We start from the raw sequence: 12,911 nt of genomic DNA, 5'->3' as shown, positions 1-12,911 counted from the left end.
TGGCAGCAGGCGCGCCGGTCCGCAGTGACCGCCACGTACGACCAGGTACGGGTGGACACCGTCGTCCTCGACCCGCGCGCAGACCTCTCGCACCCGCGAGGGGTTTTTCGCTTTTCTGGCCCACCTTCAGCCGGGAGCGCAGCGCGAGGGACCATTGGGGACGGTGGAGCCGGTCATTCCGGTACAGACCGAGATCCAGCGGGATCCAACAGCAGGAGCCTTGACACCATGACGGAAACCAGCGAACTCGACGACTCGTTCCACGTCTTCGACACCACCCTGCGCGACGGTGCCCAGCGCGAGGGCATCAACCTCACCGTCGCGGACAAGCTGGCCATCGCACGGCACCTGGACGACTTCGGCGTGGGCTTCATCGAGGGCGGCTGGCCCGGCGCCAACCCGCGCGACACCGAGTTCTTCGCCCGCGCGCAGAAGGAGATCGACTTCAAGCACGCCCAGCTGGTCGCGTTCGGCGCCACCCGCCGCGCGGGCGGCAAGGCGAACGAGGACCCCCAGGTCAAGGCCCTGCTCGACTCCGGCGCCCCGGTGATCACCCTGGTCGCGAAGTCCCACGACCGTCATGTGGAACTCGCCCTGCGCACCACCCTCGACGAGAACCTGGAGATGATCCGCGACACCGTCGCCCACCTCCGTGCCCAGGGCCGCCGGGTCTTCGTCGACTGCGAGCACTTCTTCGACGGCTACCGGGCCAACCCCGAGTACGCCAAGGCCGTCGTCCGCACCGCCTCCGAGGCCGGCGCCGACGTCGTGATCCTCTGCGACACCAACGGCGGCATGCTCCCGGCGCAGGTCCAGGCCGTGGTCTCGACCGTGCTGGCCGACACCGGCGCCCGCCTCGGCATCCACGCCCAGGACGACACCGGCTGCGCGGTCGCCAACACCCTGGCCGCCGTCGACGCGGGCGCCACCCACGTCCAGTGCACCGCCAACGGCTACGGCGAGCGCGTCGGCAACTCCAACCTCTTCCCGGTCGTCGCCGCGCTGGAGCTGAAGTACGGCAAGAAGGTCCTCCCCGAGGGCGCCCTGCGCGAGATGACGCGGATCTCGCACGCGATCGCCGAGGTCGTCAACCTCACCCCCTCCACCCACCAGCCGTACGTCGGTGTCTCGGCCTTCGCGCACAAGGCCGGACTGCACGCCTCCGCGATCAAGGTCGACCCGGACCTGTACCAGCACATCGACCCCGAGCAGGTCGGCAACACCATGCGGATGCTGGTCTCCGACATGGCGGGCCGCGCCTCCATCGAGCTCAAGGGCAAGGAGCTGGGCGTCGACCTCGGCGACGACCGCGAGCTGGTCGGCCGGGTCGTCGAGCGGGTCAAGGAGCGCGAGCTGCGCGGCTACACCTACGAGGCCGCCGACGCCAGCTTCGAGATCCTGCTGCGCGACGAGGTCGCGGGCAAGCCGCAGCGGTACTTCCGTACGGAGTCCTGGCGGGCCATCGTCGAGGACCGCCCCGACGGAAGCCACGCCAACGAGGCCACGGTCAAGCTGTGGTCCAAGAGCGAGCGCATCGTTGCCACGGCCGAGGGCAACGGCCCCGTCAACGCGCTCGACCGTGCCCTGCGGGTCGCCCTGGAGAAGATCTACCCCCAGCTCGCCAAGCTGGAGCTGGTGGACTACAAGGTCCGCATCCTGGAGGGCAAGCACGGCACCAACTCCACGACGCGGGTGCTGATCTCCACGACGGACGGTGCGGGGGAGTGGTCCACGGTGGGCGTGGCCGAGAACGTGATCGCCGCGTCGTGGCAGGCACTGGAGGACGCGTACACGTACGGGTTGCTGCGCGCGGGCGTGGAGCCGGCGGAGTAGGTCCGGGTGGGTGGGACCGCGTCGCCGGGCGCGGGTGGTCCGTGGTCACTCGCGCAGTCCCCCGCGCCCCTGAAGCACCAGACCCTGCGGGCCTGGAAGTCGGCGGGGGCTTGGGGCAGCGGGGGGCCCGGGCCTGAATAACGGGCGGGGCTGCGGGGATGAAAAGCACGGGGCGCAGCCCCTGCTTTTCAGGGGCGCGGGGAACTGCGCGAGAAGCCCCACCGGACCGGCACCCGACAACGCACCCGACAACACCGCTCAGCACCACCGACACCGACGTACTCACGAGCCCTGCTGATCGAATCGTCCGTTTTCGTGGCGATCGAGGTAGCTTCGAAGATATGAAAGGCGTACTGAGTCGACGTCGTCTCTTCCTCCGCCTAGTGATCGCGCCGCTCGCCGCGGCGACCCTGGCGGTGCTGTCGGTCGGTGCGCCCGGCGCACACGCGGCCACCGACCTGTCCACGGTGGCCGCGGCCCTGCGCGAGGGCCCCGTCTACGTCGACCCGGCCGCCACCGACCTGCTCTCCTCGACGGACGCCGAGGCCCTCGCGGACAAGATCGAGGACGCGGACGAGCCGATCTTCGTCGCGGTCCTCCCGGCCGGCTACCCGACCGAGGACCTCTTCCAGAACCTCCGCACCGAGACGGGCATCGCCGGTCTCTACGCCGTCCGCCTCGGCGACCGCTTCGACGCCCGCGCCGACAGCAGCGTCCTGAGCCAGGACGCCGTCGCCAACCTGGTCACCGCCGTCCAGGGCGCCGGCGACCCGAAGGCCCAGCTCAACGACTTCGTGGACGACGCCCTGCGCAGCAACCCCGGCGGCACGGCCCCGTCGAGCTGGAGCGACGGCGCCGACGCGGGCGTGGACGCCGGCGCCCTGGCGGCGGCGGGCGCGGTCGTGGTCGCGGGCGGCGTCGGCGCGTACGCGCTGGTCCGCCGCAACCGCCGCCGCAAGGAGGAGGAACGCCGCGAGGCGCTGGCCAAGCTCGCCGTGGTGGTCGACGAGGACATCACGGCCTTCGGCGAGGAACTGGAACGCCTGGACTTCCACCCCGCGGAGGCCGGCGCCGACGACGCGATGCGCGCCGACTACGAACGGGCCCTGGACGCCTACGAGAAGGCCAAGTCCCTCATGGCGGCGGCCACCCGCCCGGAGGAGGTCCGCGCGGTCACCCAGACCCTGGAGGACGGCCGCTTCTCCCTGACCCAGCTCGCCGCCCGCAGAGAGGGCCGCCCCCTGCCGGAGCGCCGCGCCCCCTGCTTCTTCGACCCCCGCCACGGTCCGTCGGTCGCGGACGTCCTGTGGACCCCGGGTGTCGGCACCGCACGCGAGGTGCCGGTCTGCGCCGCCGACCGGGCCCGCCTCGCCGACGGCCAGGACCCCATGATCCGCGAGGTGGAGACGGTCTCCGGAGCCCGCCGCCCGTACTGGGACGCCGGCCCTGCCTACGGCCCCTGGGCGGGCGGCTACTTCGGCGGCGGCATCCTCCCCGGCCTGCTCGTCGGCACCATGCTCGGCAGCATGATGGCCACCCCCTCGTACGCCGCCATGTACGGCTCCGGTTACGGCGACTTCGGCGCGGAACCCGGCTACGGCGGCGGCGACGTCTCCGGCGGCGACTTCGACACGGGCGACTTCACCGGCGGCTTCGGCGGCGGTGACTTCGGCGGAGGGGGCGACTTCGGAGGCGGCGGCGACTTCGGCGGAGGCTTCTGAGGCCCGCCCCGACGTCCGGCCCGCCACGAACGCGTGCCCGGCCCCGGACCCGGACTCAGCCACGAACACGGGCCCGGCGCTGGGAGCCGCCGGGCCCGTGGACGTCTTACGCGGTCGTGCGAGGTCATACGAGGTCGTGAGTGGTCGTACGAGGTCGTACGAGGCCGTGCTGGAGAGGGCGTCCGCTGTCGCCGAGCCTCGTCAGAGAGTCGCCGCGGCCGCCGCGATCTGGGACGCGAAGGTCGACACCTCGGAGTAGACACCGGGAGCGTTGGGCTGGGCGCAGCCTATGCCCCAGCTGACGATGCCGACCTGGATCCACTGGTTGGCGTTGTCCCGGCGGAACATCGGACCGCCGGAGTCGCCCTGGCAGGTGTCGACGCCACCCGCCGCGTACCCGGCACAGATCTCCTCGGAGGCGATGAGCCCGCCGTAGCCGCTGTAGGAACGACAGGTCGCGTCGCTCACGAACGGCACGGTCGCCTTGAGCATGTAACGCTGCTGCGCGCCGCCCTGGGTGGCCGCGCCCCAGCCGGCGACCGTGAAGGTGCCGGAGTTGTACGCGGTGGTCGTGGCGATGTTCAGCGTCGGGAGGTTGATGGGGGAGGCCAGCTTGATGAGCGCCCAGTCCTTGCCGTCGCCGTTGTAGCCGGGGGCCCGGTAGACCTTGGTCGAGCGGACCTGGACCCGGCCGCTGGTGCTCTGGAGGTCCACGACACCGGCCGTGGCCGTGATGCTGGTGTTGTTGCCGGTCGCGCCCACGCAGTGCGCGGCCGTGAGCACGATCTGCTGGGTGTACAGGGAGCCGCCACAGCCCATCGACAACCGGACCATGAACGGGAACTCGCCCTGCGCGGCCCGCGTTCCGCCGACCACCGGCGCCGGCGCGGCCGTCGCCGCCGACACGGGCTGCAGGCTGGCGATCGCGAGCGCGGCGGCACCGACAGCCGCACATCTCTTCAGGGCGGTGATGAGTCGCTTCAACGTGATGCCTTCCGTGGGGGGTTGACATGCGATGAGTCGTTCGATGACGCGTACTGCCGAACCGCAGGAATGACATAGGCATGCCAATGAAGCGACAGGAAATCGCCTTTGGTGGCATGCCCAGGTCAATTTCTGTTGCAGGATTATGAGAACGTCGGCAGCGCGCACACAAGAGGTACGAACCAGCCAGCCTCACTTCCGGTCCACGGCCCGATCGACGAACCGTCCCGCGAAAAAACGGAGTGCGACGGCGCCGGAGGAGTGCGCACACTGACCTGGTGATCGACATCTCAGCCGAGCTCGTACGCGCCCTGATCGCAAGCCAGTTCCCTCAGTGGGGCGACCTACCCGTCAGAGCCGTCGACCGGCAGGGCTGGGACAACCGGACCTTCCGGCTCGGGGACCGGCTCGCGGTGCGTCTGCCCAGTGCGGAGGGCTATGTGGCCGCCGTGGCCAAGGAGGACCGCTGTCTGCCCGAGCTGGCCCGGCACGTGCCGCTACCCGTACCGGAGCCGGTCGCGGTCGGTGCGCCGGGCGCGGGTTACCCGTTCCCGTGGTCCGTGCGGCGCTGGCTCCCGGGGGAGACGGTCGAGGTCGCGACGGGCGTCGACCGGACGCGACTCGCCCGCGACCTCGGCGACTTCCTCACCCGGCTGCGCGAGGCGCCGGTCGGGCGGGGCCCGGCCGCCGGACGGCACTCGTACTTCCGCGGCTGCCATCCCAGCGTCTACGGCGACGAGGTCGAGGCGGCTCTGGAGCGGCTGGCGGACTCCGTCGACGTCGCCGCCTGCCGGACCGTGTGGGCCGAGGCGCTGACCTCCGCCTGGCCCTCCGCGCCGACCTGGTTCCACGGTGACGTCGCCGTCGGGAATCTCCTGGCCGCGGAGGGGGCTCTCTCCGCCGTCATCGACTTCGGCTCCTCCGGCGTAGGCGACCCCGCCTGCGACCTCGTGATCGCCTGGAACCACTTCACCGGCGAGGAACGGAAGGTCTTCCGCGAGGCCGTCGGCCTCCCCGACGACGCCTGGCGACGGGCCCGGGGCTGGGCACTGTGGAAGGCCCTGGTGAGTACGGCGGGACTGTCCAGCCCCGACCCGGAGGGACGCCAGCGTCGCGTGCTCGACCAGGTGCTGGAGGACGCGGTCGTCTAGGGCGGGGCGCTCACCGTGAGCGTCGCGCCCGTATGTCCCCCCCCGCATGTCGCCCTCTATGTCGACCCAGGCATCGGCGTACGGACAAGGCCGAGCCCCCGCGCTCCGACTGCCGCGTGGGCAGTCGGAGGGCGAGGGCTCGGTGGGCGTCGGAACCGCGGGTCAGAGCGTGTCGGAACCGCGCGGCGGGACCGCCGAAGGGGTCACGCGTTCCGGATCGCCGAGATGTCGAAGGTGAGCTTGATCTTGTCCGAGACCAGGACGCCGCCCGTCTCCAGCGCCGCGTTCCAGGTCAGGCCCCACTCGGAGCGCAGGATCTCCGCCTTGCCCTCGAAGCCGACGCGCTCGTTGCCGAAGGGGTCCTTGGCGGCGCCGTTGAACTCCAGGTCGATGGTGAGCGGCTTGGTCGTGCCCAGGATGGAGAGATCGCCGGTGATGCGGTAGTCGTCGCCGCCGAGGGCCTCCGCCTTGGTGGAGCGGAAGGTCATCGTCGGGAACTCCTCCGTCTTGAAGAAGTCCGCGCTCTTCAGGTGACCGTCACGGTCGGCGTTGCCGGTGTCGATGCTCTCCATCTTGACGTCGATGGAGGCGGTGGACAGGGACGGGTCCGTGCCGTCCAGGTGCAGGCTGCCGGAGAAGTCCAGGAAGGCGCCCTTGACGTTGGTGACCATGGCGTGGCGGGCCGTGAACCCGATCGTGGTGTGGGACGCGTCGATCGAGTAGTCGCCGGTCAGCGCGGCGAGGTCGGGGTTCACCGCGGAGACGGTCGCCGAGGTGGTGGCGGTCTCGGGGGTCGAGTTGCTGCGGCCGAAGATGCCCATGACGTGACTCCTTGAGTGATGTCGTTCAATGTTCAACGAACTGAACACGGCCCACCGTAGACCTATTCCGTTCAATTTTCAACCGTATCGGTTCGGTGATCATTGTGTCACGCGTTGTTGATCCGGCCGCTCCGGAGTGGTACACGGCATGGCCATGACCCCCACACGCCGGACCGTCCTGCTCCTCGCCGCGACCCTGGCAGCCGCGACCGCCCCCGGCCCCGCCCACGCCGCCGACGAGTACGACACCCTCCGCCGCCGCTGGCTCGCCATCGCGCTCGGCGAGGGCTACGACCCCACCGCCGAGCCCTACGCCACCCGCCTGCGCGAGACCGGTGACCTCGCCCACGCCTTCCGCGCGGCCATGGCGCCCACCGCGAACTCCCTCTGGCCGGGCCACCCCTTCGACCCGCCCGCGGGAATCACCCAGAGCTACAGCCGCCTGTGGACGATGACCCAGGCCTACCTCCAGCCCGGCACCGGCCGCACCGGCGACACCGCCCTCCTGGCGGACGTCCTGCGCGGCCTCGACCACCTCACCGCGACCGTCTACCACCCCGGCACCACCCGCTACGGCAACTGGTGGGAGTGGCAGATCGGCAGCCCACGCCTCCTGCTGGACATCGTCGCCGCCCTGTACGACGAACTCACCCCCACCCGCACGGCCGACGCCTGCGCGGCGATCGACCACTTCATCCCCGACGCGATGCTCCACGACTACACCGGCACCTCCACCGGCGCCAACCGCGTCGACCTCTGCCGCTCCGTGGCCCTGCGCGGCATCCTCGGCCGCGCCCCCGAGAAGATCGCCCTCGCCCGCGACGCCCTCTCACCCGTCTTCCCGTACGTCACCCGGGGGGACGGCCTCTACGCCGACGGCTCGTTCGTGCAGCACACCTGGGTCGCCTACTCGGGCACGTACGGGCAGGTCATGCTCGACGGACTGGGCCGGCTCCTCGCGCTGCTGGCCGGGTCGAGCTGGGCGGTCACGGATCCGAACCGGCGGACCGTGCTCGACGGTGTGGAGCGGGCCTTCGCCCCGCTCGTCCTCGACGGACTGGTGATGGACAGCGTCAACGGCCGTGCCATCAGCCGGGGTTACCTCAAGGGCGACGACCGGCACATCCTGCGCAGCGACCACTTCCATGGGCAGGGGATCATCGCCGCGATCGCGCTGCTCGCGCTCGGCGCCGGCCCCGCCGAGCGCGAGCGGTGGCACGGGCGGATCAAGGGGTGGATCGAACGCGACACGGTGACACCGATCCTCACGGCGCGGCAGTTCGGTGTCGCGGACCTGGCCCGGCTGCACGCCGTCGCCGCCTCCCCGGTCGCCGCCGCGCCCGAACCCGTCGGCCACCGCCTCTTTCCGGCCATGGACAGAGCCGTCCACCGCCGCCCCGCCTTCACCGTGAACATCGCCATGGCCTCCGACCGCATCGCCCACTACGAGTGCGGCAACGGCGAGAACCCGCGCGGCTGGCACACCGGTTCGGGGACCACCCTGTGGTGGGCCGAGGGGCACGGCGACCAGTACACGAACTGGTTCTGGCCCACCGTCGACTGGTACCGCCTTCCCGGCACCACCGTCTCCACCAAGCGGCTCGCCGACCGGGAGGGCGGCGAATGGGGCGCGCCCAAGCCCGCCGTCCGCTGGGTCGGCGGTACGACCGACGGCGAGTACGCCGCCATCGGCCAGCACCTCGCCGGCCTCGGCTCCACGCTCCGCGCCCGCAAGTCGTGGTTCTGCGTCGAGGACGCCGTGATCTGCCTCGGGGCGGGGATCACGTGCGCGGACGGAGTGCCGGTGGAGACGGTGGTCGACAACCGGAACCTGGGGGAGAGCGCCGCCGCACCCGGGGCCCTGCTGCGGGGCCGCCGCTGGGCACACCTGGACGGCCACGGCGGCTGGGTCCTCCCCGACGCGGGGTCGGACGGCGCCCTGCGCACCCTCCGCGAGGACCGCACCGGAGCCTGGTCGGACATCAACACCGGCGGTACGACCGAGCGCCGCACCCGGCGCTGGCAGACCCTCTGGCTGGACCACGGCACCGATCCGGTGAACGCCGGCTACGCCTATCTGCTCATGCCCGGAGCGTCCCGCCACGCCGTCGAGGCCCGTGCCGCAGACCGGCGCTGGTTGTCGATCTTCACCAACGACAGCACGAGCCAGGCCGTCCACGTCCCCTCGCTCGGGCTGACCGCCGCCAACTTCTGGGGGCCCGGTACGGCGGGCCCGCTCACGGCGTCCGCCGGGGCGAGCGTGCTGGTCCGCCGCCGGGGGAGGAGCGCTACCCTCTGCGTGAGCGAACCGCCGCGCACCGGCGAGCCGGTGGAGATCATCTGGAGTGGCCCGTTCCGCAGGGTGACCCGAGCTGACGACCCGGTCGAGGTGCTGGAGTCGGCCCCCGGCCGGCTACGGCTCCGCATCACCCCCGGCACGGCCTGCGCCACCCACACCTGTGACCTGATTCTCCCCTGACAGGTCCGAGCCGCCTTTGTGTGACCCCTACAAGCCCCACACCCCCTGAGCAGTCGGTTCGCCTGCATGGCGACGAGGTTCTGTTCAGGGGTACCAGGAAAACACGCCGGAGACTGTACGGAGTCGACGGACCGCTTTCCTCGCTCGGCTTCGTAAGGTCACTACATGACCGTTTTGGATGAGGCACCGGGTGAGCCGACGGACGCGCGCGGGCGAGTGGCCGAACTGCACGAGATCCGTGCCCAGGCGTTGGCCGGCCCCAGCGAGAAGGCGACCGAGGCGCAGCACGCCAAGGGCAAGCTGACCTCCCGGGAGCGCATCGAGCTGCTGCTGGACCCGGGCTCCTTCAACGAGGTCGAGCAGCTGCGCCGGCACCGGGCCACCGGTTTCGGTCTGGAGGCCAAGAAGCCGTACACCGACGGTGTGATCACCGGCTGGGGCACGGTGGAGGGCCGCACCGTCTTCGTCTACGCCCATGACTTCCGGATCTTCGGCGGTGCGCTGGGCGAGGCCCACGCCACGAAGATCCACAAGATCATGGACATGGCCATCGCGGCCGGTGCCCCGCTGGTCTCGCTCAACGACGGCGCGGGCGCCCGGATCCAGGAGGGCGTCTCGGCGCTGGCCGGCTACGGCGGCATCTTCCAGCGCAACACCCGGGCCTCGGGCGTCATCCCGCAGATCTCGGTCATGCTCGGTCCCTGCGCGGGCGGCGCGGCCTACAGCCCCGCCCTGACCGACTTCGTCTTCATGGTCCGCGAGACCTCGCAGATGTTCATCACCGGCCCGGACGTCGTCAAGGCGGTCACGGGCGAGGAGATCAGCCAGAACGGCCTGGGCGGCGCCGACGTGCACGCCGAGACCTCCGGCGTGGCGCACTTCGCCTACGACGACGAGGAGACCTGCATCGCCGAGGTCCGCTACCTCCTGTCGATGCTCCCGCAGAACAACCGCGAGAACCCGCCGCGCGTGGACTCCTCCGACCCGGTGGACCGCCGCAGCGACGTCCTCCTCGACCTGGTCCCGGCCGACGGCAACCGGCCCTACGACATGACCAAGGTCATCGAGGAGATCGTCGACGACGGCGACTACCTGGAGATCCACGAGCGCTGGGCCCGCAACATCATCTGCGCCCTCGGCCGGCTCGACGGCCAGGTCGTCGGCATCGTCGCCAACCAGCCGCAGTCCCTCGCGGGCGTCCTCGACATCGAGGCCAGCGAGAAGGCCGCGCGCTTCGTGCAGATGTGCGATGCCTTCAACATTCCGATCATCACTCTTCTGGACGTCCCCGGCTTCCTGCCCGGCGTCGACCAGGAGCACGGTGGAATCATCCGCCACGGCGCGAAGCTGCTGTACGCCTACTGCAACGCGACCGTGCCCCGGATCTCGCTGATCCTGCGCAAGGCGTACGGAGGTGCCTACATCGTCATGGACAGCCAGTCCATCGGGGCCGACCTCACCTACGCCTGGCCCACCAACGAGATCGCCGTCATGGGCGCCGAAGGCGCCGCCAACGTCATCTTCCGGCGCCAGATCGCCGAGGCCGAGGACCCCGAGGCGATGCGGGTCCGCATGGTCAAGGAGTACAAGGCCGAGCTGATGCACCCGTACTACGCGGCCGAGCGCGGCCTCGTGGACGACGTGATCGACCCCGCGGACACCCGCGCGGTCCTCGTCCGCTCCCTGGCGATGCTCCACACCAAGCACGCGGACCTGCCGTCCCGCAAGCACGGCAACCCGCCGCAGTAACCCGACGGTTCCTTCGCGGTACCCCTGCGGAAACCTCATCCACGGAGACTGAATCCATGAAGCTGCCTGATATTCGCGTCGAGAAGGGCCACGCCGAGCCGGAGGAAGTGGCCGCGATCACCGCGCTGCTGCTGGCCCGAGCGGCCGCGCGGCCGACCGAGGCCACCCCGGTCCACCGGGGCCGCCTCCGCGCGGGCTGGCGCCGCCTGGAACGCGAGCCGGGGTTCCGGGCGCCGCACAGCTGGCGCTGAGCCTTGTTTGCCGAAGGGGCCCTCTCCGAATGGAGGGGCCCCTTCGCGTGTGGGTCGGGTGCGGGTGGGTGGGGGCTGGTCGCGCAGTTCCCCGCGCCCCTGAAAAAGCAGGGGCTGCGCCCCGTGCTTTTTCGGCCCGAATGGGCCGTAGGCCCTTAAGGGGCGCGGGGAACTGCGCGAGCAACCCCCACCGGCCGGTAGCCGACCCACGACGAAGGGGACCCCTCCCGGAACAACAGGAAGGGGTCCCCTTTCGTACTCGGCTGAGCGCCGCGGGCCTACCGCAGCCGCGCCATCAGCGCATGCTCGACCAGCGTGATCAGCGCCGACTTCGCGTCGGCCCGATGCCGCGCGTCCGTCGTGATGATCGGGGTGTCGGGGCCGATCTGCAGCGCCTCACGCACCTCGTCCGGGTTGTACGGCTGCTGCCCGTCGAAGCCGTTCAGGGCGATGACGAAGGGGAGACCGCTGTTCTCGAAGTAGTCGACGGCCGGGAAGCAGTCGGCGAGACGACGCGTGTCCACCAATACGATCGCGCCGATCGCGCCCCGCACGAGGTCGTCCCACATGAACCAGAAGCGGTCCTGACCGGGGGTGCCGAACAGGTACAGGATCAGGTCCTGGTCGAGGGTGATACGGCCGAAGTCCATGGCGACCGTGGTGGTCGTCTTGTCCCCGGTGTGGGTGAGGTCGTCGATGCCCGCGGACGCGGACGTCATCACGGCCTCGGTACGCAGCGGGTTGATCTCCGAGACGGCCCCGACGAACGTGGTCTTGCCCACGCCGAAGCCACCCGCCACCACGATCTTCGCCGAGGTGGTGGAGCGGGAAGGACCGCCGCTAGAGCTTGCGAAGTCCACTGAGCACCCTTTCGAGCAGTGTCACGTCTGGCTGGCCGCCGGCGTTCTCGTCGCCGCCGGGCTGATGGATGGCGACCAGGCCCGCCTCCGCCAAGTCGGCGACGAGGATCCTGGCCACGCCGAGGGGGATGGTCAGCAGCGCCGAGATCTCGGCGACCGACTTGATCTCTCGGCAGAGGTTGCAGATCCGCTGATGCTCGGGCAACTGGCCCTGCATCTGGTGCGGCTGCGCGGTGGTGTGCACCAGCGCCTCGATGGCGAGCTGGTAGCGCGGCCTGGTGCGGCCGCCCGTCATGGCGTACGGGCGCACCAGGGGGTTGTGCGCCGCCCCCGCGGGCGACGGCTCGGGGCTGCGGCGTTGCGGCTGAACGGGCTGGATGCGTGGCGCCGACGGCTGGTCGTAAGGCGAAGGACCGGGGCCCTGCGGTGCGTACGGCTGCTGGCGGCTCGGTGCGGAGGGGAAGTTGTACCGGTTCTGGTCACCCTGGCCCGGCCCCTGGCCAGGGTAGGACCAGTTGCCCGACGATGAACCGCCTGGGGGTGTTGCCACGTTCTCTCCTCCTCCGACTGTGCTGGCATCCATGGCTCATTGGAAGCCGCGTCCCGAAACCTTACGGCCCCGGGACGCCAAAACGCACCGTCTGACTGTTAGTTGAGCAGGCTGCCCTGGAGCTCCGCACGAAGATCGGGCGTCAGGACCGTACCGGCACGATCCACCAGAAGGGCCATCTCGTACCCGATGAGACCGATGTCGGCTTCCGGATGTGCGAGTACGGCGAGCGAGGAACCGTCGGAAATGGACATGATGAACAGGAATCCCCGCTCCATCTCCACAACCGTCTGATTGACGCTGCCACCTTCGAAGATGCGGGAGGCACCCGCGGTCAGAGAGGTCAGACCCGACGCGACGGCCGCCAGCTGGTCGGCACGGTCGCGGGGAAACCCTTCGGACATCGCCAGAAGGAGTCCGTCGGCGGAGACCACCACCGTGTGCGACACCCCGGGGGTGTTGTCCACGAAATTGGTGATCAACCAGTTCAGGTTCTGTGCCGCCTGGCTCAT

11 protein-coding genes are annotated in these 12,911 nt (G+C 70.6%); 6 read left to right on the top strand and 5 right to left on the bottom strand.

The window, feature by feature from the left end; translation table 11 throughout:
- The first annotated feature begins 228 nt into the window (after window positions 1-228).
- Together cimA and ACZ9QC_RS11620 are read left to right on the top strand one after the other, a co-directional pair.
- Window positions 229-1,833 carry a citramalate synthase gene (gene cimA, locus ACZ9QC_RS11625; protein WP_472920081.1) on the top strand — a complete coding sequence of 535 codons (1,605 nt, stop codon included), beginning with the start codon at window positions 229-231 and terminating at the stop codon, window positions 1,831-1,833.
- Window positions 1,834-2,174: 341 nt separating this feature from the next.
- Window positions 2,175-3,554, top strand: coding sequence for a hypothetical protein (locus tag ACZ9QC_RS11620; RefSeq protein ID WP_472920080.1), 1,380 nt, complete (start codon window positions 2,175-2,177; stop codon window positions 3,552-3,554).
- 201 nt (window positions 3,555-3,755) lie between these two features.
- Here ACZ9QC_RS11620 and ACZ9QC_RS11615 read toward each other — a convergent pair whose 3' ends face one another.
- Window positions 3,756-4,538 (bottom strand): serine protease, encoded by a 783-nt coding sequence (locus ACZ9QC_RS11615; RefSeq protein WP_472920079.1) that lies wholly within the window; start codon window positions 4,536-4,538, stop codon window positions 3,756-3,758.
- A gap of 278 nt (window positions 4,539-4,816) precedes the next feature.
- Between ACZ9QC_RS11615 and ACZ9QC_RS11610 the strand changes: the two genes are divergently transcribed.
- Window positions 4,817-5,689, top strand: coding sequence for an aminoglycoside phosphotransferase family protein (locus tag ACZ9QC_RS11610; RefSeq protein WP_472920078.1), 873 nt, complete (start codon window positions 4,817-4,819; stop codon window positions 5,687-5,689).
- A 203-nt stretch (window positions 5,690-5,892) separates the two neighbouring features.
- On the opposite strand, the gene ACZ9QC_RS11605 is transcribed toward ACZ9QC_RS11610, so the two are convergent.
- The gene (locus ACZ9QC_RS11605) at window positions 5,893-6,510 is read right to left on the bottom strand and encodes a YceI family protein (protein ID WP_472920077.1); all 618 of its coding nucleotides are present in this window, start codon (window positions 6,508-6,510) and stop codon (window positions 5,893-5,895) included.
- 148 nt (window positions 6,511-6,658) lie between these two features.
- On the opposite strand from ACZ9QC_RS11605, the gene ACZ9QC_RS11600 reads away from it, so the two are divergent.
- The 3 genes from ACZ9QC_RS11600 (at window position 6,659) to ACZ9QC_RS11590 (ending at window position 10,989) form a co-directional block, all read left to right on the top strand.
- Window positions 6,659-8,989: a polysaccharide lyase 8 family protein gene (locus tag ACZ9QC_RS11600; protein ID WP_472920076.1), complete on the top strand. Its 2,331-nt coding sequence runs from the start codon at window positions 6,659-6,661 to the stop codon at window positions 8,987-8,989.
- A 165-nt stretch (window positions 8,990-9,154) separates the two neighbouring features.
- Complete coding sequence (locus ACZ9QC_RS11595; RefSeq protein WP_472920075.1) at window positions 9,155-10,738, top strand: acyl-CoA carboxylase subunit beta; 1,584 nt, start codon at window positions 9,155-9,157, stop codon at window positions 10,736-10,738.
- Between the two features lie 56 nt (window positions 10,739-10,794).
- Complete coding sequence (locus tag ACZ9QC_RS11590) at window positions 10,795-10,989, top strand: acyl-CoA carboxylase epsilon subunit (protein WP_230220678.1); 195 nt, start codon at window positions 10,795-10,797, stop codon at window positions 10,987-10,989.
- A 278-nt stretch (window positions 10,990-11,267) separates the two neighbouring features.
- Here the strand turns inward: ACZ9QC_RS11590 and ACZ9QC_RS11585 are convergent, their stop codons facing one another.
- The 3 genes from ACZ9QC_RS11585 to ACZ9QC_RS11575 form a co-directional block, all read right to left on the bottom strand.
- Entirely contained in the window at window positions 11,268-11,849 is a 582-nt protein-coding gene (locus tag ACZ9QC_RS11585; RefSeq protein WP_009314218.1) for a GTP-binding protein, read from the bottom strand.
- A complete protein-coding gene (locus ACZ9QC_RS11580; RefSeq protein ID WP_472920074.1) occupies window positions 11,830-12,399 on the bottom strand; it encodes a DUF742 domain-containing protein in 570 nt (189 codons plus the stop codon). Before ACZ9QC_RS11580 ends, ACZ9QC_RS11585 begins: the two co-directional genes overlap by 20 nt.
- Window positions 12,400-12,497: 98 nt before the next feature.
- On the bottom strand, window positions 12,498-12,911 hold the full coding sequence (locus tag ACZ9QC_RS11575; RefSeq protein WP_004983065.1) for a roadblock/LC7 domain-containing protein: 414 nt from the start codon (window positions 12,909-12,911) through the stop codon (window positions 12,498-12,500).

The organism is Streptomyces sp. HUAS MS02 (assembly GCF_055702265.1).
This window is presented reverse-complemented; position numbering and strand designations above follow the sequence as displayed.

Coding starts and splice junctions, on each gene's coding strand:
- cimA (WP_472920081.1), top strand. CDS start 229: ATGACGGAAACCAGCGAACTCGACGACTCGTTCCACGTCTTCGACACC.
- ACZ9QC_RS11620 (WP_472920080.1), top strand. CDS start 2,175: ATGAAAGGCGTACTGAGTCGACGTCGTCTCTTCCTCCGCCTAGTGATC.
- ACZ9QC_RS11605 (WP_472920077.1), bottom strand. CDS start 6,510: ATGGGCATCTTCGGCCGCAGCAACTCGACCCCCGAGACCGCCACCACC.
- ACZ9QC_RS11600 (WP_472920076.1), top strand. CDS start 6,659: ATGGCCATGACCCCCACACGCCGGACCGTCCTGCTCCTCGCCGCGACC.
- ACZ9QC_RS11595 (WP_472920075.1), top strand. CDS start 9,155: ATGACCGTTTTGGATGAGGCACCGGGTGAGCCGACGGACGCGCGCGGG.
- ACZ9QC_RS11590 (WP_230220678.1), top strand. CDS start 10,795: ATGAAGCTGCCTGATATTCGCGTCGAGAAGGGCCACGCCGAGCCGGAG.
- ACZ9QC_RS11575 (WP_004983065.1), bottom strand. CDS start 12,911: ATGAGCCAGGCGGCACAGAACCTGAACTGGTTGATCACCAATTTCGTG.